Annotated in this window: 19 protein-coding genes and 1 tRNA gene; 11 read left to right on the forward strand and 9 right to left on the reverse strand. The window is 61.7% G+C overall.

What is annotated here, in order from left to right; all coding sequences use genetic code 11:
* Nucleotides 1-113: 113 nt before the first annotated feature.
* Nucleotides 114-437 carry an HlyU family transcriptional regulator gene (locus AC1D3C_RS09175; protein ID WP_038542269.1) on the reverse strand — a complete coding sequence of 108 codons (324 nt, stop codon included), beginning with the start codon at nucleotides 435-437 and terminating at the stop codon, nucleotides 114-116.
* Between the two features lie 104 nt (nucleotides 438-541).
* On the opposite strand from AC1D3C_RS09175, the gene AC1D3C_RS09180 reads away from it, so the two are divergent.
* Together AC1D3C_RS09180 and AC1D3C_RS09185 are read left to right on the forward strand one after the other, a co-directional pair.
* Complete coding sequence (locus AC1D3C_RS09180; RefSeq protein ID WP_477482655.1) at nucleotides 542-1,558, forward strand: glycerophosphodiester phosphodiesterase family protein; 1,017 nt, start codon at nucleotides 542-544, stop codon at nucleotides 1,556-1,558.
* A 95-nt stretch (nucleotides 1,559-1,653) separates the two neighbouring features.
* On the forward strand, nucleotides 1,654-2,631 hold the full coding sequence (locus AC1D3C_RS09185) for an alpha/beta hydrolase (protein WP_477482656.1): 978 nt from the start codon (nucleotides 1,654-1,656) through the stop codon (nucleotides 2,629-2,631).
* Here the strand turns inward: AC1D3C_RS09185 and ilvA are convergent.
* The gene (gene ilvA, locus AC1D3C_RS09190; RefSeq protein WP_477482696.1) at nucleotides 2,624-3,838 is read right to left on the reverse strand and encodes a threonine ammonia-lyase; all 1,215 of its coding nucleotides are present in this window, start codon (nucleotides 3,836-3,838) and stop codon (nucleotides 2,624-2,626) included. The genes AC1D3C_RS09185 and ilvA overlap by 8 nt on opposite strands.
* Nucleotides 3,839-4,020: 182 nt before the next feature.
* On the opposite strand from ilvA, the gene AC1D3C_RS09195 reads away from it, so the two are divergent.
* The gene (locus AC1D3C_RS09195; protein WP_477482657.1) at nucleotides 4,021-5,475 is read left to right on the forward strand and encodes a TrkH family potassium uptake protein; all 1,455 of its coding nucleotides are present in this window, start codon (nucleotides 4,021-4,023) and stop codon (nucleotides 5,473-5,475) included.
* Here the strand turns inward: AC1D3C_RS09195 and AC1D3C_RS09200 are convergent.
* The 3 genes from AC1D3C_RS09200 to wrbA form a co-directional block, all read right to left on the reverse strand.
* Nucleotides 5,472-6,119 (reverse strand): metallophosphoesterase family protein, encoded by a 648-nt coding sequence (locus AC1D3C_RS09200; RefSeq protein WP_247137502.1) that lies wholly within the window; start codon nucleotides 6,117-6,119, stop codon nucleotides 5,472-5,474. The genes AC1D3C_RS09195 and AC1D3C_RS09200 overlap by 4 nt on opposite strands.
* A gap of 67 nt (nucleotides 6,120-6,186) precedes the next feature.
* A tRNA-Leu gene (locus tag AC1D3C_RS09205) sits at nucleotides 6,187-6,272 on the reverse strand.
* Between the two features lie 158 nt (nucleotides 6,273-6,430).
* Nucleotides 6,431-7,030 (reverse strand): NAD(P)H:quinone oxidoreductase type IV, encoded by a 600-nt coding sequence (wrbA, locus tag AC1D3C_RS09210; protein WP_038549063.1) that lies wholly within the window; start codon nucleotides 7,028-7,030, stop codon nucleotides 6,431-6,433.
* A 248-nt stretch (nucleotides 7,031-7,278) separates the two neighbouring features.
* Between wrbA and AC1D3C_RS09215 the strand changes: the two genes are divergently transcribed.
* The 5 genes from AC1D3C_RS09215 to AC1D3C_RS09235 all read left to right on the forward strand — a co-directional run bounded on the left by AC1D3C_RS09215 (nucleotide 7,279) and on the right by AC1D3C_RS09235 (nucleotide 15,408).
* Nucleotides 7,279-8,064 carry a competence/damage-inducible protein A gene (locus AC1D3C_RS09215; protein WP_477482658.1) on the forward strand — a complete coding sequence of 262 codons (786 nt, stop codon included), beginning with the start codon at nucleotides 7,279-7,281 and terminating at the stop codon, nucleotides 8,062-8,064.
* Nucleotides 8,065-8,187: 123 nt separating this feature from the next.
* Nucleotides 8,188-9,027: a universal stress protein gene (locus tag AC1D3C_RS09220; protein WP_477482659.1), complete on the forward strand. Its 840-nt coding sequence runs from the start codon at nucleotides 8,188-8,190 to the stop codon at nucleotides 9,025-9,027.
* A 78-nt stretch (nucleotides 9,028-9,105) separates the two neighbouring features.
* Nucleotides 9,106-9,603: a xanthine phosphoribosyltransferase gene (gene gpt, locus AC1D3C_RS09225; protein ID WP_038593180.1), complete on the forward strand. Its 498-nt coding sequence runs from the start codon at nucleotides 9,106-9,108 to the stop codon at nucleotides 9,601-9,603.
* Between the two features lie 689 nt (nucleotides 9,604-10,292).
* On the forward strand, nucleotides 10,293-14,102 hold the full coding sequence (locus AC1D3C_RS09230; RefSeq protein ID WP_477482660.1) for a vitamin B12-dependent ribonucleotide reductase: 3,810 nt from the start codon (nucleotides 10,293-10,295) through the stop codon (nucleotides 14,100-14,102).
* 460 nt (nucleotides 14,103-14,562) lie between these two features.
* Nucleotides 14,563-15,408: a class I SAM-dependent methyltransferase gene (locus AC1D3C_RS09235; protein ID WP_247033983.1), complete on the forward strand. Its 846-nt coding sequence runs from the start codon at nucleotides 14,563-14,565 to the stop codon at nucleotides 15,406-15,408.
* A 248-nt stretch (nucleotides 15,409-15,656) separates the two neighbouring features.
* Here AC1D3C_RS09235 and AC1D3C_RS09240 read toward each other — a convergent pair whose 3' ends face one another.
* The gene (locus AC1D3C_RS09240) at nucleotides 15,657-16,241 is read right to left on the reverse strand and encodes a glutathione binding-like protein (RefSeq protein WP_477482661.1); all 585 of its coding nucleotides are present in this window, start codon (nucleotides 16,239-16,241) and stop codon (nucleotides 15,657-15,659) included.
* 125 nt (nucleotides 16,242-16,366) lie between these two features.
* Between AC1D3C_RS09240 and AC1D3C_RS09245 the strand changes: the two genes are divergently transcribed.
* Entirely contained in the window at nucleotides 16,367-16,753 is a 387-nt protein-coding gene (locus AC1D3C_RS09245; RefSeq protein ID WP_151041750.1) for a winged helix-turn-helix transcriptional regulator, read from the forward strand.
* Between the two features lie 32 nt (nucleotides 16,754-16,785).
* On the opposite strand, the gene AC1D3C_RS09250 is transcribed toward AC1D3C_RS09245, so the two are convergent.
* Entirely contained in the window at nucleotides 16,786-17,454 is a 669-nt protein-coding gene (locus AC1D3C_RS09250; RefSeq protein WP_477482662.1) for a TetR/AcrR family transcriptional regulator, read from the reverse strand.
* An 82-nt stretch (nucleotides 17,455-17,536) separates the two neighbouring features.
* On the opposite strand from AC1D3C_RS09250, the gene AC1D3C_RS09255 reads away from it, so the two are divergent.
* Both AC1D3C_RS09255 and AC1D3C_RS09260 read left to right on the forward strand, forming a co-directional pair.
* Nucleotides 17,537-18,670 carry an FAD-dependent oxidoreductase gene (locus AC1D3C_RS09255; RefSeq protein ID WP_477482663.1) on the forward strand — a complete coding sequence of 378 codons (1,134 nt, stop codon included), beginning with the start codon at nucleotides 17,537-17,539 and terminating at the stop codon, nucleotides 18,668-18,670.
* 250 nt (nucleotides 18,671-18,920) lie between these two features.
* Nucleotides 18,921-19,541 carry a hypothetical protein gene (locus AC1D3C_RS09260; protein ID WP_477482664.1) on the forward strand — a complete coding sequence of 207 codons (621 nt, stop codon included), beginning with the start codon at nucleotides 18,921-18,923 and terminating at the stop codon, nucleotides 19,539-19,541.
* 112 nt (nucleotides 19,542-19,653) lie between these two features.
* On the opposite strand, the gene AC1D3C_RS09265 is transcribed toward AC1D3C_RS09260, so the two are convergent.
* Both AC1D3C_RS09265 and AC1D3C_RS09270 read right to left on the reverse strand, forming a co-directional pair.
* Nucleotides 19,654-20,283 carry an outer membrane protein gene (locus tag AC1D3C_RS09265; protein ID WP_477482665.1) on the reverse strand — a complete coding sequence of 210 codons (630 nt, stop codon included), beginning with the start codon at nucleotides 20,281-20,283 and terminating at the stop codon, nucleotides 19,654-19,656.
* A 315-nt stretch (nucleotides 20,284-20,598) separates the two neighbouring features.
* A complete protein-coding gene (locus AC1D3C_RS09270; protein WP_038542233.1) occupies nucleotides 20,599-21,300 on the reverse strand; it encodes a DUF1223 domain-containing protein in 702 nt (233 codons plus the stop codon).
* Between the last annotated feature and the right edge of the window lie 64 nt (nucleotides 21,301-21,364).

Raw genomic sequence — 21,364 nt, forward strand, 5'->3', positions numbered from 1 at the left:
CGCATTAAAAGTCGACCGCAGAAAAGACATCGGAACAGATGCTTCAAGCTATCGCTAATGATTTAATTTTGAGTGTGACTCACAATTTTTGCGATCACAATGCGGAACGCATGTCACGCAGAGCGCGACTTTTCCCCATCGGAAAACAGCGCCGGACCATTCTGGTCGATGATCTGCTGAGCCTTGCGGACAGTATATTCAACCGCGTCGTCCATGGAAGTGAACACGTCGGCGCGGACGAAGGTGCGCACCAGCGTCTCACCGTTCACATCCTTCTCGATACGCCCTGCCAGCCGGAACTGCGAACCCTCGCGGATCGGCGCCGGATGGATGATGCAGCCGCTATGTTCGACCGGCTTTGCGGAAGCAGCAGGTGCTTCGGCAGCTTTGCCGCCACCGGAGAACATCGAGAAAATATTAGACAGAAACGAAGCCATGGCGGCTGCCTAGCATATTCCCGCGCCGCCCGGAAGCAGGGCACCCAAGGAAAAGTCACAATCCAACGTCTCATATCCAACGCACGATTGAGGAGCCTATCCGCATGAAATGGAAGATCGCCGCAGCATTCCTCCTAGCGGTCATCGCCGCGCTTTGGATCGGCAATACCTCCCTGTTCTCCCGCTTTCCAAGCGAAAAGCCGCTCAGGATCATTGCCCATCGCGGCCAGCACCAACTTTTCGACGCCTCCCATGTCGAGAACGATACCTGCACCGCAAGCCTGATGCTGCAGCCGACGCATGCTTTTCTGGAGAATACCATTGCCGGCATGAAGGCCGCCTTCGATGCCGGCGCCGACGTGGTCGAACTCGACGTGCATCTGACGCCGGACAAACAATTCGCCGTCTTCCACGACTGGACGCTCGATTGCCGCACCGAGGGCAAGGGCGTTACCGAACAGACCCCGATGCCGGTCCTGAAGACACTCGACATCGGCTACGGCTACACCGCCGACGGCGGCCGGACCTTTCCGTTTCGGGGCCAGGGCAAGGGCCTGATGCCGACTTTGACGGAAGTCTTCTCCGCCCTTCCGGATGGACGTTTCCTGATCAATTTCAAGAGCCGCCGCCGGGAAGAAGGTGAGGCTCTGGCAACGCTTCTCAAGACCGACCCCAGCGCGCGGGCAGCGGCGTTCGGCGTTTATGGCGGAAACGAGCCGACCGAAAAAGCGGTGGCGCTCATCCCTGGCCTTCCCGGCTATTCCAACCGCACGGCCAAATCCTGCCTCCTCAACTACTTGGCGCTCGGCTGGAGCGGTCATGTGCCGGAAGCCTGCCGCAATACCCTTGTCCCGGTCCCCGCCAATCTTGCCTTCCTGCTCTGGGGCTGGCCGGAGCGTTTCTACAACCGGATGCAGGCGGCCGGGTCGGACGTCGTGCTGATCGGCCCGTTCGAGGCTGGCGATGCCGGATCTTCCGGCATAGACGACCGGGATGCGTGGGACATGGTGCCTTCAGGCTTTCCGGGCCTCGTCTGGACCAACATGATCGAGAAGACACGGCCCGAGGTGGAGCGCCGCGGCTTCTGCGCCCTACCCTCCCGACCGCAGATCTGCGGTTAGGCCACTAATCTGCGCCAGATACACTTCCCGCCGTCACCAAGCCCGCCTATCATCTACCCTGGGTTCGGAGGGAGCGCCGGATGCGGAGGAGATTGTTGTCATGGCGGACGGTCATTTATGTCTGCGCGATCCTGATCGCCGCCTTCGGAGTGCTGCTGATGTCCGGCCCGCGCATGCCCGCTGACGGTTTTCCCACTTTCGACAAAGCCCGCCTCGGCGCCGATATCGACGCGTATCTCGGCGCAAGCGAAAGCCGTTTTCCGGATATAAGGCCCGGCGCCGCCAAACACGTCGTCTGGGCCGATCCGGCGACGAAGGCAAAGACATCCGTTGCCATCGTCTACCTGCACGGCTTCTCGGCCTCGGCCGAGGAGATACGCCCACTGCCCGACCGTGTCGCGGCGGCGCTCGGCGCCAATCTTTATTTCACCCGGCTCGCCGGCCACGGCCGCAGCGGCGAAGCGATGGGCGAAGCAAGCCTCAAAGACTGGTTGGCGGATTTTTCCGAAAGTCTCGCGATCGGCGAAGCGCTCGGCGATCGCGTCATCGTCATCGGCACCTCGACCGGCGCCTCGCTTGCGACACTGGCGCTTGCCGATCCGAAGATCGCATCGCGCATCTCGGCGGCCGTGTTCGTATCGCCGAACTACGGCATCAACAGCTTTGCCGCATTTCTGCTGACGACATCGGTCGCGCCGCAGCTCTCACGGCTGTTGCTTGGTGAAAGCCGCGGCTTCACGCCCTATAACGACCGCCATGCCGCCCACTGGACGACCCGCTATCCGACAAAAGCCCTGCTCCCCATGGCAGCGCTCGTGAAACTTTCGGTCGAGAGCCCGGTCGAGCAGGTCAGGACGCCGGCGCTGCTTCTCTATTCGTCGCTCGATCAGGTCATCCGCCCCGACAAGGTGCGCGAGGTCGCCGGCCGCTGGGGCGGGCCTCATGAGCTTGTCGATGTCGGCCAGACCGGCGATCCCGGCAATCACGTGATTGCCGGCGACATCATCTCGCCGGCGACCACCGCACCGCTTGCTGAGCGGACCGTGGCCTGGCTACAGACCGTGCTCAGATGACGAGGTTCGCCAGGATCTCGTTTTCGGTAATGTCCTGATAGCCCATGCCGGCCGCATCGAATCGTTCGAGCAGGCTAGCGAAGTTCTCCGGCCTTGCGGTTTCGATACCGATCAGGATCGAGCCGAAATTGCGTGCCGATTTCTTCAGATATTCGAACCGGGCGATGTCGTCTTCCGGCCCCAGCAGGTTGAGGAAGTCGCGCAGCGCGCCAGGGCGCTGGGCGAGCCGCAGGACAAAATATTTCTTGACGCCGGAATAGCGCATGGCGCGTTCCTTGACGTCGGGCAGGCGCTCGAAATCGAAATTGCCGCCCGAGACGACGCAGACCACCGTCTTGCCGGCCAGCTTTTCGCGTCCGAGCATTTCGAGCGCGGTGATCGACAGGGCGCCGGCCGGTTCCAGCACGACACCTTCGACATTGAGCATTTCGGTGATCGTCACGCAGATGGCGTTTTCCGGCACCAGCAGGACCTGATCCGCAGAAAAGCCCTTCAAAGCTTCGAAATTCAGGTCGCCGATCCGCGCCACCGCAGCACCGTCGACGAAATTGTCGAGCTTGGCGAGCGTGATCGGCTCGCCGGCTTCAAGGCTTTTCTTGAGGCTCGGCGCGCCCTCCGGCTCGGTGAAGAGAAAGTCTTCCCGCTTGACGATGTCCTTCAAATAACCCGTCGTTCCGGAGGAAAGCCCGCCGCCGCCGACCGGCAGGATGATCAGATCGGGTGTTACGCTGTCAGGCAGTTGTTCGAGCAGTTCGGCCGCAACCGTTGCCTGGCCCTCGATGATGTCGGCGTCATCGAAAGGCGGCACCATGACGCCGCCGGTCTCTTCCACGTGGGCGCGGGCTGCCGCATAGCACTGGTCGAAAATGTCGCCGATCAGCCGGATGGTGATGAAGGGGCCGCCGAACATGCGGGTCTTGTCGATCTTCTGCTGCGGCGTCGTCACCGGCATGAAGACCACGCCCGGCACTTCGAAATGGCGGCAGACGAAGGCGAACCCTTGCGCGTGATTGCCGGCCGAGGCGCAAACGAAAGTCTTGCCCTTGGCACCCGACGCGATCGCCTTGCGCAGGAAGTTGAAGGCGCCGCGGATCTTGTAGGAGCGGACAGGAGACAGGTCCTCGCGCTTCAGCCAGATTTCGGCACCATAACGGCGGCTGAGGTGCTCGTTCATCTGCAGCGGTGTCTCGGGAAAAATCTCCCGCATCGCAACTCTCGCGTCGTCCACGCCCGCTTTCGTCACGCCCGCCTTGGTCACGTCTGCCTTGGTCAACTCTGCCTCGGTCACATCGGCCATCCATTGAATTTCAAGAATGGTCCCGCTATGCCATAGGCTTACGGCTGAGACAAAGCTTCTTTCAGTTGCCGCGAAATTCGGGACAACCATTTTTGAACGCCAATCTTTTCCGGTCGGTCATCTACATGACGGCGCTCTGCGCACTCTACCTGTCGCTGGCAATGTTCCTGCCGGCTATGGTGGACCTCTATTACGGGCACCGCGACTGGCAGGTCTTCGCGATGTCCGGCTTCATGGTCGGCGGGCTTGCGGCGGCGGCGGCGCTTGCGACCCATGGCCCCCCGCCGGTCTTCAACAAGCGGCTGGGTTTCCTGCTGGTCAATGTGTTGTGGGCGATGTTTTCGGTGGTGGGCGCGATCCCGCTTTTTCTTGCCGAACACGAACTCTCGTTTGCACAGGCGCTGTTCGAATCGATTTCCGGCATCACCACTACCGGCTCGACGGTGATCGTCGGGCTGGACACCATGCCGCCCGGTATCCTGCTCTGGCGCTCGCTGCTCTCCTGGCTCGGCGGCATCGGCATCGTCGGCCTCGGCCTTTTCGTGCTGCCGTTCTTGAAGGTCGGCGGCGCCTCGATCTTCAAGCTCGAATCGTCGGAGACCAACGACAAACCGTTCGCCCGGCTTGCGAGCTTCACCCGCGCCTTCCTGATCGTCTACGTGCTGCTGACGCTTGCCTGCACCGTCGCATACGATCTTGCCGGCATGGACCATTTCGATGCGCTGAACCATGCGATGTCGACGATCGCCACGGCCGGTTTCTCGACGCACGACATGTCGTTTGCCTATTTCGACAACAACGCGCTGCTGGTCTTCGGCACCGTCTTCCTGGCGATCTGCAGCCTGCCGTTTTCGGTGCTGATCCTGCTTGCCGTACGCGGGCGGCTGGATACGCTGCGCGATCCGCAAATCCTGGTTTTCCTTGGTTATCTCTGCGTCATCTCGATCGCCGTTGCGGTCTACCATCACCTGAGGAATGGCATCGAACTCGATGACGCGCTGATCCATTCGTTCTTCAACATCACCTCGATCCTGTCGACAGGCGGCTTTGCGAGCGACGACTACACGCTCTGGGGACCATTCGCTGTGCTCGTCGCCTTCTTCGCCACCTTCATGGGCGGCTGCTCCGGTTCGACTGCCGGCGGCATCAAGGCCTACCGTTTCGTTGTGATGGTCAACGTCATCCGCGCCGGGCTCAACAAGCTCATCTATCCGAACGCGATCTATCCGGTGCGTTACGGCAGCCTGACGGTGGATGCGGAGACCCAGCGTGCAGTCTTCCTGTTCGTCAGCCTCTACATTTTCCTCTGGGTGGTCGGCAGCATCGGCATGACGCTGTTCGGCTACGACGTCCTGACCGCCACGTCCTCGGTCATCACCGCGCTGTCGAATGTCGGTCCCGGCATCGGCCCGATCGTCGGCCCCGTCGGCAACTTTTCCACGATCAGCGATCCAGCGCTCTATCTACTGTCGCTGATGATGCTGCTCGGGCGTCTCGAAATCCTGACCGTGCTGGTCCTGCTGACGCCGGTCTTCTGGCGGCACTAGCCCGGCACGCGCAGGAATTCGACCGGCCCGCCCGGCTCGTCGTCGTCGAAGACGGCGCAGGTCAGCTCACCGCCGAACACGCAGCCGCTGTCGATATTGGTGCGGTTGCCGATCGTCTGCGGATTGTCGGGAAGCGGCGTGTGGCCGTGGCAGAGATGCCGGCCCCAGAATTCGCCGTCGTCGTCGCTCGCAAATCGCTTCCAGATCAGGTCACGCTCCCGCTGCCCCTCGAGCGGCAACGTCTCGTCGACGCCCGCATGCACGAAGATGCGATGCTCGTCGACGTGGATCAGCGGACGATGCGCGCACCATGACAGCACCTCGGGCGGCACGTAACCGTCGAAGGAAACCATCGTCTCGCGGCCGCCATTGTCGATCCAGAGGATCTCGTCGTGCCCGCCGTTCTGGTGGGCGCGGACCATCATGTCTTCATGATTGCCCTTGAGCGCCGTCCACCGCCATCCCTCCTTGCGCGGGCCCGCCATGACGAGGTCGAGCACGCCGCGGCTCTTCGGCCCGCGATCGATATAGTCGCCGATGAACACCACGTGCCCGCAAGGCGCATGGTCCTCCACCTGTGCAAGCAGTTCCTTCAACTGCGCAAGACAGCCATGAATATCGCCGATCGCAAAGGTAAAGCCCAAAGCACACCTCCATCGAAGTGGATATCAAACGGTCTTCACGGAAAACGGTTGCAGGCAAGGTCAGGTTTGGTGCGGACGGCGGGGATCGAACCCGCATGACCAAAGGCCGAGAGATTTTAAGTCTCTTGCGTCTACCAGTTTCGCCACGTCCGCATGGGCGTCCTGTTTCTTGAACTTGCGCGACGCCGTCAAGCACCGAAATTGCGGAAGCGGTTCGCGGTCACGAAAAAAGCAAGACGGTCGGATGGGCGGGATGAGAAAAGGGCGCGGAGATCTCTCGCCGCGCCCTTTCGGAGATTATCGCAATTCGATCAGCCGGCGAGCTTGGCAGCCAGCTTGGCGACGTGGGCGCCCTGGTACTTGGCGCCTTCGAGTTCGATTTCCGAAGGCTGGCGCGAGCCGTCGCCGTTGGTGATCGTGCTGGCGCCGTAGGGGGAGCCGCCCTTGACTTCTTCCGTGCCCATCTGGCCGGCAAAGGCGTAGGGCAGGCCGACGACGGCCATGCCCTGGTGCAGGAAGGTGGGGATGAAGCCGAGGATGGTGGATTCCTGGCCGCCGTGCTGAGTTGCCGACGAGGTAAACATCGAGCCGAGCTTGCCGACCAGCTTGCCCTGTGCCCAGAGGCCGCCTGTCTGATCCCAGAAATTGCGCATCTGCGAAGCGACCGTGCCGAAACGGGTGCCGGCACCGACGATGATCGCATCGTATTCGGTGAGTTCGTCGACGGTTGCGATCGGAGCCTGCTGGTCCATCTTGTAATAGGAAGCCTTTGCGAGCTCGTCCGGAACCAGTTCCGGAACGCGCTTGACCGTCACGTCGGCGCCTGCCGACTTTGCGCCTTCCGCAACGGCATAGGCCATCTTTTCGATGTGGCCGTAAGCGGAATAATAAAGCACGAGAACCTTTGCCATGATCTTCTCCATTCGATGTCTGGTGTGTGAACAAGGCCGTCTGCGGCCAGAACCAGACCCATATGTAACGGCTTCACGGATCGGCGACAGCCCTTGCGAGGTCTACGCACTGTTCAGCTTTTGGAGACGATATTTCGCTTGCGGATCATAAATTCGTAACGGACCTCCTTTCTGCGCTGATCACGACAAAATCGCTTCTGCCTTGAAAAATTTGGGCTTAGGAGTGTGGCATTTACGGAGGAATTTCCATGTCCGAAGCGCCCCAGCCGTCCTTGATCGTCACCGCCGCCATGCTCGCCATCGGCGACGAACTTTTGTCCGGCCGGACGAAGGACAAGAATATCGGCCATCTCGCCGATCTGCTGACGCTTTCCGGCATCGACCTCAAGGAAGTGCGGATCGTCGCCGACGAGGAGGATGCGATCGTCGAGGCGCTGAACGCGCTGCGCGGCCGTTACGACTACGTCTTCACCTCGGGCGGCATCGGCCCGACTCATGACGACATCACCGCCGATGCGATCTCGAAGGCCTTCGGCGTGCCCTGCATCCACGATCCCGAAGCGATGAGGCTGCTTGCCGAGATGTACAAACGCCGGGAGATGGAATTCACCGAAGCCCGCCAACGCATGGCCCGCATGCCCGAGGGCTCCAGGCATATCGCAAACCCGGTCTCGACCGCGCCGGGCTTTATCATCGGCAATGTCTACGTGATGGCCGGCGTGCCGCAGGTCTTCCAGGCGATGGTCGACAACGTGTTGCCGATGCTGCGCTCGGGCACAAAAATGCTGTCGCGGGCGCTGCCCTGCCCCTATGGCGAAGGCGATATCGGCACGCTGCTGTCGGCCGTGCAGAAAGCGCACCCGGAGACCAGCATCGGTTCCTATCCGAAATATGACGGGCAGCGGTTCTCGACCGAAATCGTGGTGCGCGCCCGCGATCCGCAGGTTCTCGATGCGGCTGCGCAAGCCGTGGCGGAGATGATCGCCGGCATCGACCGGGCCAAGATCGCCACCAATCCGACAGCCGACGCCTGACCCGCGGCACTCTGTTTCCTCATTGCCGGGGTGCCCTCCTTGACCGGGATCAAAGTGCGACACACGTATTTATGAGACACTGGTTTCCAATTCCGTGGAACCAGTTGATGAGGAGACACAGCCATGGCCTACAGGACCATTCTCGCCGTTCTCGACACCCCTCAAAACGCCAGGCAGATCACCGATTTCGCGATAGCGCTCGCCGAGCGGTTTTCCGCCCACCTGATCGGCGTGCATGCCGAAACGCTCGCCGCCGTGCCGCTGATCGCGCCGATGGAAATTCCAGATCCCGCCGCCGTGCAGATCCTTCAGGACGCCGCGCAGAAGGAAACCGCCGAGGTCGAGCGGATTTTCAAGGACCAGGCGTCTCGCGATGGTCTTTCCATCGAATGGCGCAGCTTCACGTCGTCGGCCGGTTACGGCTCCCATTCGGTGATGGATACCGCCCATGCGGTCGACCTGATCGTCGCGAGCCAGAGCGACCCGGCCCATGCCGATCATCGCGCCGATATCGAAACATTCCTCTTCGACAGCGGCCGGCCGATGCTGCTCATCCCCTACACGATGAAGGTGCCGCAGCCGATCAAACGGGTACTGGTCGCCTGGAACGGTTCGCGGGAGGCGGCGCGGGCGACCTTCGATTCGATGCCGTTCCTTAAAGCTGCCGAAAGCGTCGAGGTGTTCTGCGTCGATCCGAGCGACCGTGGCGGCCAGACGCCGGAAATGGCGGGCGCCGAGATCGCCGCAACCCTTGCCCGGCACGGCGTCAACGTAACACTGTCGACGCAGGGAAAGAGCGGCATCTCTGCCGCAGCGGCGATCGAGAACCATCTCTCGGAAGGCAGCGTCGATCTTCTGGTGATGGGCGGCTACGGCCATTCGCGCTGGTGGGAAATACTGTTTGGCGGCGTTACCCGCAGTCTGCTCGATTCGATGACGGCGCTGACTTTGCTTTCCCGCTGACAAATCCTTGCGTCGACCGGGGAATTGCCGCTATTAGCGAGAGCCAACAATATGCTTTCGCAAATGGTGGCCAGCCCTATGTCTCTTCCCGAAAAAGCCTTCCCCGTTTCCTGGGACCAGTTCCACCGTGATGCCCGGGCACTTGCCTGGCGGCTCGCCGGCCTTGGCCGGGAATTCCGTGCCATCGTCTGCATCACCCGCGGCGGCCTTGTGCCGGCGGCGATCATTTCGCGCGAACTCAATATCCGCCTGATCGAGACGGTGTGCATCGCCTCCTACCACGACTACGTCAACCAGGGCGAAATGAACCTGCTCAAGGGAATCACGCCCGAACTGACGGTCGACGAAGGCGCCGGCGTCCTGGTCATCGACGACCTGACCGATACCGGCAAGACGGCGTCGGAAGTGCGCGCCATGCTGCCGAAGGCCCATTTCGCCTGTGTCTATGCAAAACCCTCCGGTGTGCCGACCATCGACACTTTCGTCACCGAAGTCAGCCAGGACACCTGGATCTATTTCCCTTGGGACATGGGCTTCACCTATCAGGAGCCAATCGCCAAGGGCGCCAAGGGCTGATTCTTTCCGGCCCCTTTCAAAAATCTCGGTCCTTGTCACGAGCCCGCCCGGTTAAAAAACCGCGCGGGCTTGTCTATTACTAGTGGCCGCAGATTCTTGATGTGTCTCAATATGGTACGGCCGAGCCTTCAAAACCCTGCTGAACCGGGCTTCTGGCACCGGCCGCCGCTCACGAAATATTTCTCGGCTTCGTAACACAAGTTTCAGGCCATCCCCGCAACTGCCTGAGAATCCTCGGCTATTTCTTCATCCCCGTTATCCACAGCCAAGAACCACAATATCTTGTGGTTATAAAAGCGTTGCAATCTACGCCTTGACGAATCTCTCGGCTCGTTCGACAGTGTTCCTTACGTTGCGGCGGCGACTGGACCGGAATTACGAGGCCGGTTCTTCTTCGAGTTTGACGGGAAAAGATCACGCAGTCCGGCTATGAGGGGCGGGCTGCTATCAGGGTCTCCGTGCGTGCTCGATTTTCCGCTCCGAAACAACGGCTGGGACTGGCGGAAAGATTCTGTTAATACTATATGTAGTAGTGTTGCAGCCGTTATCACCACAACATACAGGTTGGCATCGAAAGATGATTCACCTGGGATCGGGAACATTCAACCGGCTGCGCGCGTCGAACGTGTGGGCTGGAGCGGCACATCTGCGCCTTATCATCAGGCGCCAACGGACGAGGATTTAAGGCAATGCGCATCGAACGTCGTTTCACCAAGCCGGAGACGGGTGCTTACGGGGAAATCGAATTCCGCAAGGGGATCAGCGAGATCCGCAATCCGGACGGCTCGATCGTCTTCCGGCTTGCCGATATCGACGTGCCGGCGCAGTTCTCCCAGGTTGCGACGGACGTTCTGGCGCAGAAGTATTTCCGCAAGGCCGGCGTTCCCAAGATCCTGAAAAAGGTCGAAGAGAATGACGTCCCTTCCTTCCTGTGGCGCTCTGTAGCTGACACGGAAGCGATGAAGGCACTGCCGAAGGAAGAGCAGTACGGTTCCGAAACCGACGCGCGCCAGGTCTTCTCGCGCCTTGCCGGCACCTGGACCTATTGGGGCTGGAAGGGCGGCTATTTCACCTCCGAAGAAGACGCGGCCGCCTTCATGGACGAGCTTGCCTACATGCTCGCAACCCAGCGCGTCGCCCCGAATTCCCCGCAATGGTTCAACACCGGCCTGCATTGGGCCTATGGCATCGACGGCCCCGGCCAGGGCCATTTCTATGTCGACCCCTTCACGGCTAAGCTCACCAAGTCGAAGTCGGCCTATGAGCATCCGCAGCCGCATGCCTGCTTCATCCAGTCGGTCGAAGACGATCTCGTCAACGAGGGCGGCATCATGGACCTTTGGGTCCGCGAGGCGCGCCTCTTCAAATACGGCTCCGGCACCGGCTCCAACTTCTCGATGTTGCGCGGCGCAGGCGAAAAGCTGTCCGGCGGCGGCCGTTCGTCGGGCCTGATGAGCTTCCTCAAGATCGGCGACCGCGCTGCGGGCGCCATCAAGTCGGGCGGCACCACCCGCCGTGCAGCCAAGATGGTCGTCGTCGACATCGACCATCCGGATATCGAGGAATATATCAACTGGAAGGTCAAGGAAGAGCAGAAGGTGGCAGCCCTCGTCACCGGCTCAAAGATCGTCTCCCGCCACCTGAAGGCGATCATGAAGGCCTGCCTGAACTGCGAAGGCGGATCTGGCGACGATTGCTACGACCCGCTCAAGAACCCGGCCCTGAAGCGCGAGATCAAGGCTGCCAAGAAGGATCAGGTTCCGGAAAACTATATCGGCCGCGTCATCCAGTTCGCCCGCCAGGGCTACAAGGACCTGGAATTCAAGACCTATGACACGGACTGGGATTCGGAAGCCTATCTCACCGTCTCCGGCCAGAACTCCAACAACTCCGTCTCGCTCAAAGACGACTTTTTGCGCGCTGTCGAGCAGGATGGCGACTGGAACCTGACCGCCCGCAAGGACGGCCGGGTGATGAAGACGCTGAAGGCCAAGGATCTCTGGGAACAGATCTCCTACGCCGCCTGGGCGTCCGCCGATCCGGGCATCCACTTCAATACGACGATGAACGACTGGCACACCTCGCCGGCCGGCGGCCCGATCCGCGGCTCGAACCCGTGCTCGGAATACATGTTCCTCGACGACACGGCCTGCAACCTCGCTTCCATGAACCTGCTGCAGTTCAAGGACAAGGCGACCGCCCGCATCAACATCGCCGATTACGAACATGCGACGCGGCTGTGGACCGTCGTGCTCGAAATCTCGGTGATGATGGCGCAGTTCCCGTCGCGCCAGATCGCCGAACTTTCCTATCAGTACCGCACGCTCGGCCTCGGCTACGCCAATATCGGCGGCCTCCTGATGTCGACCGGCATCGCCTACGACTCTCCGGAAGGCCGCGCCATCGCCGGTTCGCTGACCGCGATCATGACCGGCATTTCCTATGCCACCTCGGCTGAAATCGCCTCCGAGCTCGGTCCCTTCCCCAACTTCGCTCCGAACCGCGACAGCATGCTGCGGGTCATCCGCAACCATCGCCGCGCCGCCCACGGCGAAACCTCCGGCTATGAGCAGCTGTCGGTCAACCCGGTGGCGCTGATCCATTCGGAAAACCCGGACCAGGATCTGGTCGCCCATGCCAAGGCTGCCTGGGACAAGGCGCTTGTCCTCGGCGAACAGCACGGCTACCGCAACGCGCAGGTCTCGGTTATCGCCCCGACCGGCACGATCGGCCTCGTGATGGATTGCGACACGACCGGCATCGAGCCCGATTTCGCGCTCGTCAAGTTCAAGAAGCTCGCCGGCGGCGGCTACTGGAAGATCATCAACCGCGCCGTTCCGGAAGCCCTGCGCACGCTCGGTTATTCGGAAAGCCAGATCGCCGAGATCGAGGCCTATGCCGTCGGCCACGGCAACCTCAACCAGGCCCCCGGCATCAACTCCGGCTCGCTGAAGGCCAAGGGCTTCACCGACGAGAAGATCGAAGCCATCAACGGCGCCACCAAGGCCGCCTTCGACATCAAGTTCGTCTTCAACCAGTGGACGCTTGGCGCAGACTTCCTGAAGGGCACGCTTGGAGTCACCGACGAGCAGCTCGCCGACGTGAGCTTCAACCTGCTCGAACATATCGGCTTCTCCAAGAAGGACATCGAAGCCGCCAACATCCATGTCTGCGGCGCGATGACGCTCGAAGGCGCTCCCTTCCTGAAGGCCGAACATTTGGCCGTCTTCGATTGCGCCAATCCTTGCGGCAAGATCGGCAAGCGTTATCTCTCGGTCGAAAGCCATATCCGCATGATGGCGGCTGCCCAGCCGTTCATCTCAGGCGCGATCTCCAAGACGATCAACATGCCGAACGATGCGACCGTCGAGGACTGCGGCTCCGCCTACATGCTGTCCTGGAAGCTCGGCGTAAAGGCGAACGCGCTTTATCGCGACGGCTCGAAGCTCTCCCAGCCGCTCAACTCGTCGCTGATTGCCGATGACGATGCGGAAGACGCCGTCGAGGAACTGCTGGCTCAGCCGGCGGCAGCCCAGGCGGTGACGATCACCGAAAAGATCGTCGAGCGGATCATCGAAAAGGTCGTCCGCAGCCAGGAAAAGCTGCCCGGCCGCCGCAAGGGTTATACCCAGAAGGCGAAGATCGGCGGGCACACGATCTTCCTGCGCACCGGCGAATACGACGACGGCCGTCTCGGCGAAATCTTCCTCGACATGAACAAGGAAGGCTCGGCCCTGCGCGCCTTCATCAACAACTTCGCGATCTCCGTCTCGCTCGGCCTGCAGTATGGCGTGCCGCTCGAGGAATATGTCGATGCCTTCACGTTCACCAAGTTCGAGCCGGCCGGCATCGTCACGGGCAATGACGCGATCAAGAACGCCACGTCCATCCTCGACTACGTGTTCCGGGAACTGGCGATCTCCTATCTCGGCCGCCATGACCTCGCACATGTCGACACGTCGGACTTCTCCAACACCGCGCTCGGCCGCGGCGTCTCGGAAGGCAAGGCGGACGTGGTCTCCAAGGGCCTGACCCGCGGTTACAAGCCGACGCTCGTCTCCGGCACCGGCGGCGACCGCCCGGCCGACATCAAGGGTGCGGCGACCGCCGCCCCTGCCCGCGCCTCGGCCGGCACCAACGTCACCGCCTTTGCCGGTGCAGCCGCCCGCAAACTGGAACCGACGGTTGCCATCTCCACCTCCGAAATCGTCTCCTTCAAGCGGGACTACGAAGAGCGCGCCAAGGAACTCGCCGAAGAGATCGTCGAGGAACTGACCGAAGAACAGGCCGCCACCACGGCCCTCTTCTCCGACAAGGCCGCCGACGAGGCAGCAACCGCCAAGACGGAAGCCAAAAAGGTCGAAAACGAACGCCGCATGCGCTCGATCGCCCAGGGCTATACGGGCAACATGTGCGGCGAGTGCCAGAACTTCACGATGGTGCGCAACGGCACGTGCGAGAAGTGCGACACTTGCGGTGCGACGAGCGGCTGCAGCTGATGAATGTAAATGGCTGATCGAATCATTGAAACGATCGGTTTGTCCAGAATCAGCCTCATCGAGAATTTTTCAGGCACTCTGGTGCCTGAAAAACTATATGCCTTTTGCAAGACCCGGTGCGGGAGATTGCGCAGCAGGCGGACGTAAGGCCGATCAACTTCGGCATCTACGTCGAAGATCGTGGGATTGAAACGATCCCCGGCCGTCCGAGGTGGACGAAAGCCAGCTTTGCCCGGCGTGCCCGGACACCTGAGCGGGATAATTCCGACACTTGAGATCAATACCCATTGGCCGTGTAGCGCTATCGCAATCTTGCGCCGCGGCCATTGCCAGCGCAGTTCCGCGTGCCGGCAAAAGCGAGCATCCCGTTACGGCACGTATTTGATTGCAAGCTGGTCCAGAGCGTCCATAGTGTGTCACCCGGCCGACCGGGAGGTCTATCATGGAAGGAGCGACGGGCATGCCTGGAAACCTCGATGATATCCGCGACCAGCAGCGCGACACATGGGATCGTTTTTCCGCGGGCTGGAAAAAATGGGACGAGCCGGTTCTCCGCTGGCTTGCCCCGTTTGGTGACGCGATGCTGCGGCTCGCGAACTTGCACGAGCACTCGCACGTCCTTGACGTTGCCGCCGGCACCGGCGAACCTGGCCTTACCGCGGCCGCAATGGTGCCGCGTGGAAGAGTGACGGTAACCGATCTCTCCGAGCGCATGCTGGCGGTAGCCGCCGAGAATGCGGCGCGCCGGGGCCTGTCAAATTTCGAAACCAAAGCCTGCGATGCGGGAGCGTTGCCATTTCCCGATGCACATTTCGACAGCGTTCTGTGCCGCTTCGGGTTCATGTTCTTTCCCGATATCTCGCTTGCGGCTCGAGAATTTGCCCGGGTGGCGAAGCCAGGGGCGCGTATCTGCGCGGCCGTCTGGAGTGGGCCGGACAGCAACCCCTGGGCAACGACGATCATGTCAACGATCGCTCGTCATGTGGAGATGCCTGCGCCACCGCCCGGATCGCCGGGGCTCTTTCGTTGCGCCCCGTCTGGTTTGATGCGCAGCGCCTTCGAGGGGGCCGGCCTGAAGGACATAAACGAGGAGGAAGTGTCGTCCATCATGACTCACGAGTCGCCGGAGAGGTACTGGGACTTCATGACAGACATCGCCGCCCCCGTAGTGGCGGGACTTGCGAAAGCCGACCCGGAGACGAAAACGCGGATCCGCGACGAGGTCCTTGCTCTGGCACGACAATCCGTTCGGGACGGACAGGTGCAGCTTCGTTCGACCGCGTCTGTAATTGTCGGTACGCGGTAGATTGCCGTCCCGCGGAAGCGGAGGTGGAGATCGGGGAGGCTTGGCCGACGATTGGCTCGGTTGAAATGCGCCCATACAGGGGGCACGCGGACCTGCTGATCGGTTCGCTATGCGCCGCCCCATGACGAGATCTCAACGCACCAAAAGCAGCCGTCGCCCTTTCGCGCGATTTCCGAGCCAAGCGGACCGCCTCTCGCGGTACGCTTGGCTCGGAACGTTGTGCGCTCAGTTCGGGACGGCGGCTCCGATCAGCCCAGTCCTTCCTCGGCGAGCGCCTGGATCACGGAGGGCAGTGCCCGCATGCGGTCGAAGGCCCTGCGGAGGTTTTCCGGCAGGTCGACGCCGCTCTTGGGCGCGACCATCAGGATCCAGAACAGGTAGCAATCTGCAATCGTCATCTCGTCGCTGACGAGGAATTTCTTGTCGCCCATCTGGTCGGCGAGAATAGCGAAGGCTTTCACAAGCTTTTCGCGGGCGCGCACTTTCTCCGGCTCGGGGAAATCCCTGAAGAAGGGCTGGTAACTTGCATGGATTTCGGACGCCATAAAAGCGAGAGACTCGAGCGCCCGCCACCGAATCATGCCCTCCTTCGGAAGAAGCTTGCCACTCTTTTCGGCGATGTAGTTCAGAATGACCGGGTTCTCCGTGAGAAACACTCCGTCCTCCAGCTCAAGGGTTGGGATATAGCCCTTCGGGTTGATGGACAGGAAATCCCGGCCGTCCTCGGTCTTTCTCTCATGGTTGATGCTCAGGAGCTTATAGGCAAGCCCTGTCTCGATGAGCGCGATGTGATCGGCCAGACTGCAGGCGGCGGGATAATAGAAGAGGTTCATGGTGGTCTCCTTGTGGTGGACCCGTCTCGGCTTTTCTTTCCGGAGACGAGGTCTACAATGTTGACCACGACCATTTATGTGACCTAAAAATGCCCGTCAAAAGCATATCTTTGGGAGTTGGTCAGATGGATGTGACTGTTTCGCACGCGGAAGCCGATTGCAGAGGGGTGAGTGAAATCCTGAGCCGCGTCGGCGACAAATGGACGATCCAGGTCGTCGTGTCGCTTCGGCTGGGTGCCCGACGGTTCAACGAGCTGAAGCGGCAGGTGGGCGGTATTTCGCAGCAGATGCTGACACGGACGCTCAAGACGCTGGAACGCGACGGCCTGGTCGATCGAACCGTCCATCACAGCACACCGCCTCAGGTCCAATATACTTTGACGCCGCTTGGGCATTCCCTGTCGGAAACGGTGCGGCAGCTCGCCGAGTGGGCCGTCATGCACCGGGGAACGATCGAAGATAACCGCCTTCAGTATGACGCCAGCGGAAAGCTGCAAGCTTTTCCGACTTAACGATTTCTCCGCACCCCGGACACCGCGCGGGACTAGCTCGGCATCCCGATGCCGCGGAGGATGAGGTCGATCCCGGCGACAAAGTCGGCACGGTCGTCATGCTGTGGCAGATAGAGGGCGATGCTTCGCGCGAACGGGAACTCGTCCGGATCCAGCCTGGACCACTCGTCGGCGACCTCCTCCAGGAATTTCGATCTGTCGAGACCGTGCTGCCCCGCAAACTGAGCATTGGCCGCGTTCTGTCCGCCGACGCCGAGGATGTAGCTGAGAATAGCCGAGACGGTCGTCCATTCGGCCTCCTGTGGCACCCCGAAGGCGCGCACCTGCTGGCCCAGCCCCTCCAGGATGCGTAATATCGGCATCTTCCCGCCAGCCCGTGCCAGCGCTGAGCCTATCCAGGGATGTTCGTCCATCGCATCGAACAATCCGACGGCCAGGGCGCGGATCGTTGCCCCGGGCATGGCACCGCCCTCAGCCGCGTCCAAGGTTCGAGCGACGACGGCGTCGCAAGCCGCCGTCAGCAGATCGTTCTTGTTCTCGACGTGCCAGTAGATCGCCCCGGCACCGGTCGCGAGCGTCTTCGCGAGCGCCTGGAATGTCAGCCCCGTCTCGCCATCGCTATCCAGGATCCTGATCGCCGCGTCGACGATGCGATCCCTCGAGAGGGAATCCTGCCGTCTTGTTCCAGCTGCTTTCTTCATGCCGTCACCTTGACATATATGGAACGTCATTCCAAATATGGAATGTCATTCCATTGTCGTTCTGAACTGCGAAAGGCTCGTCATGAGTACACATGTCGCCATCATCGGCGCCGGCCTCGGCGGCCTGACGCTTGCCCGCGTCCTCCACGTTCACGGCATCTCCGCCACTGTCTACGAGGCGGATCCTTCAGCGAGCGCGCGTCCTCAAGGCGGCATGCTCGACATCCACGAGTTCACCGGCCAGCTCGCGCTGAAGGACGCTGGGCTCCATGAGGAGTTCGTAAAGCTCATCCATCCCGGAGGTCAGCAGTCACGCGTCCTCGACAAGCACGGCAACGTCCTCATGGACAATTCCGACGACGGCACGGGCGGGCGCCCGGAGGTGCCGCGCGGGGAATTGCGCGGGCTCCTGCTGGAGTCGCTTCCCGGCGGCACGGTCCGCTGGGCAAGCAAGCTTGTGGCTGCGTACCCACTTGGCGACGGACGTCACGAACTGGAGTTCGCGGATGGCTTCAAGGTCACCACCGACATCCTCGTCGGGGCAGACGGCGCCTGGTCGAAGGTGCGCGCCCTCGTCTCCGATGCGAAGCCGACCTATGTCGGAACGACGTTTGTGGAAACCTGGCTGTTCGACGCCGACCTGCGCCACAAGGCGAGCGCCGAGGCGGTCGGCGGCGGCTCGCTGTTCGCGCTGTCGCCGGGCCAGAGCATCATGGCGCATCGCGAGCCCAATGCGACGCTTCATGCATATGTGGCGCTGAACAAACCGAAGGCGTGGATCGACGGCCTCGACTTCTCCGACTCAGCGTCTGCCACGGCCCGGATCGCGGCCGAGTTCCACGACTGGAATCCGGCACTGACGGCTCTCATCACCGATAGCGAGACAGCCCCCGTGGCTCGTGTCCTCCATCAGCTTCCACAAGACCATCGATGGGATCGGGTCCCGGGAGTGACGCTGCTCGGCGACGCCGCGCACCTGATGATACCGTCCGGCGAAGGGGCGAACCTCGCGATGTATGATGGGGCGCAGCTCGCCAAGGTGCTTGCCGCCAACGGCGCAGATGTCGAGGCTGCACTGCTGGCCTACGAGACGGATCTCTTTCCTCGTAGTGCCGTGGCCGCTGCCGAAGCCACCCAACTCGTCGGGACACTGTTCGGCGGCAACTCGCCTCACGGGCTGGTCGAGGCGTTTCTCGATAGCGGATTGGGCTCTTAGATAAGTCAGCTGGACGGACCTCGCCATTTGCCGCAGACACAGGACAGACCACCGCGTCCGCCGCCGCTCGGGAACGGCCCCTTGAGACCAAGGTCCCGCCCCCACCCGACCTTGGTCCCGAAGGCGGGATCATTGGTCCTAATCCCATGGATTTATATTCGCCGCTGCTCCAGAATGCCCGGCATCTGAAGGCCCTGAAGCGCGGAACGTCTCCCGGCTTGGGCAGGGCATATCGAGGAGATCGGTGATTATGAACAAGGTCCTCAAAAACGGCATCGTTGTCCTGGCGCTTGCTGCAGTCTCCGTCGGCGGCGGCGTAGCCGGATTTTCAGACCTCGCTTTCGCCAAAGACGGAAATGGTGGCGGAAACGGTGGCGGCCATGGCGGTGGAAACGGCGGCGGCGGTGGCACCGATCGCGACAATCTCTCGAACCATGGCCATTCCGGCAAGAGCCGGTCGACCTCGGCCAATCTCGACTCCGGCAAGGAGCGGGCGAAGAAGGATGCCGGCCGACAGGTCTCGAAGGTGACGCCCGCCGAGAAAGCCAAGCCGCAAGCCTCTAAACTGACTGGCCTCAACTCGCTGCGGCGCAACTTCCACGCCTATCTCAACACCAGCGATCCGCGGATGGCGTCGCTTTCGGCCTATATGACGGCCTATGCGCAATACGAGAAGACGAACGGCATGGCCCCGGCAGCCACGGATCCCGAACTCGGCGAAGCTGCGCTGCGCGATGCACTGAAGGATTTCGCAAGTGCCCCGGTGAGCGACGAAGCTTTCGGATGGGCGCAGGACGAGCTTGGCGTCGGTCCGGCGGTCGGCAAGATCGATCAGCTCCGTGACCATCTCGACACCCAGGCGGCTCGCTGAGAACGCCGCTATAAACCGCCAGCGCCGCGCGCCTTTTCGGCGCACGGCGCTTTGAGTTTCTCTAGCGATAAAATCCCGCCACCGTATCCGACCGATCCGGCGGGCTTGCGTCCTAGAACTTGTAGTTTACGCCAGCCTTGAGCGTCTGGTCGCGCACGTCGGTCCTGGAGGAGACGCCGCCGGAGGTGCTGCGGACGTCGTTGGTCATGGTGTAGTTGTATTCGACCCGGGCCGACAGGTTGTCGGTGAGCTTCTGCTCGACGCCGGCGCCCAGGACCCAACCCGGCTTCCAGCCGTCCGGACCGGACGTACCGTTCTTGCCGCCGAAGCTGGTGAGCGCGGCGCCTGCGGTGCCGTAGACAAGCGTCTGATTGAAGCCGACGCCGGCCTTGGCCTTGGCCGCGACCCGGCCCTTTTCGGTGATCTTGCCGCCGGGCACGCGGCTTTCGACGTTGCCGAGATGCGAAGCTTCGATTTCCGCGCCAACGACGCCGGAATCGAGGTCGATATTGTAGCCACCGTGACCGCCGAGAACGAGGCCCTTGTCGCCATCGAACGGGTTCAGCTTGCGGGATGCCATGCCGAGATCGGCACCAACATAGGCACCACCCCAGCCCGCCTTCGGCGTGCCGGCAGGTTCGTTATAGGTCGGCGGCTCGGAATAAGGCGCCAGGTCGGCAGCCCAGAGAGGCGTGGCAGCGAATGCGGCGAGGATCGCCAGGGCGAATGGCCTGTTGTTCATGGTCTTGGTCTACTCCGTACAGCGCCTGCATCTCAAACATCAGCAGGCGGTTACTCAAAGGTTACACACCGCGCGACGGTCACGTTCATCCCACCCAAGCCCTTGAGGCCCGGACCGCCGGCAAGTTTCCATTCATTTTTCATGAATTCATAAACACTTCCTTAATCCGCAGGCCACGAGGGCTCGACAGCCGATCAACAAGTGTAACAGTCTCGGGAACAGGCCTCGGTGCCGGCGAGATATGAAGCGGCATCGCACGGAACCGCTCGATCCGGATGGGGGCAGACATCAATAGACTTCACCCTCCGCGCCTCATCAATCCGTCGCAGCCGCGAGAATTTGCCCACCATTGCGTTCCTGAACGAGCAGAGCACGTTTCTGGTTGGACTTTGCCGCCGGCATCGTCAGACTTTGCGCCTTGCCGTTCCACAGCCCAAGATGCGTCAGTTCGCGCACCACATGCGCATGGGGCAATGTCTCGCCGGCATTTTCGCCGCGTGCCACGGGAACTTCGACAAGGCCCGCATCATAACGAACCAGCCAGATATCGGCAGGCGAAGCCGGTTTGCCGCCGCCCTCGATCGCGGCCGTATCGCCTTTCAGGCTGACCGCAGGTCCGGCAAGCGGCTTTTCTGCCGCAATCAGGCTACGAACTTCACCAAGATCCTGCCCGACAGTCGAGGTGCGACCGTTAATAACCATCTGCGGCGTGAACGGGCTCGACTGACCCAGCGCCGGTTCGTAGGTCGCCTGGCGCCGCGTGAACTCCTCCCTGCCGAAAATGTCCTTCCAGCCGAGGTAGTCCCAATAGGTCACGGCGAAGCTGAGCGCCAGGATGGCGGGATCGCGGCTCAGCTTGACCAGATTGGCATTGGCGGGCGGGCAGGATGAGCAGCCCTGGCTGGTGAATAGCTCGACCACGACCGGATTTCGCGCGCCGGCCAGGGCGGGTGCTGCACCTAGGAGGCTCAGGGACAGTGCGGCGAATGCGAGACGAAAGGAATTCTGGTTGTTCACGGGGGTGCTCCTTGCAGCATGGCCATTGCAGCCTCATTCGCGGCAGGCAGCACCCCGGTTACAG

The sequence above is a fragment of the Neorhizobium sp. P1_A6 genome, from assembly GCF_056406795.1.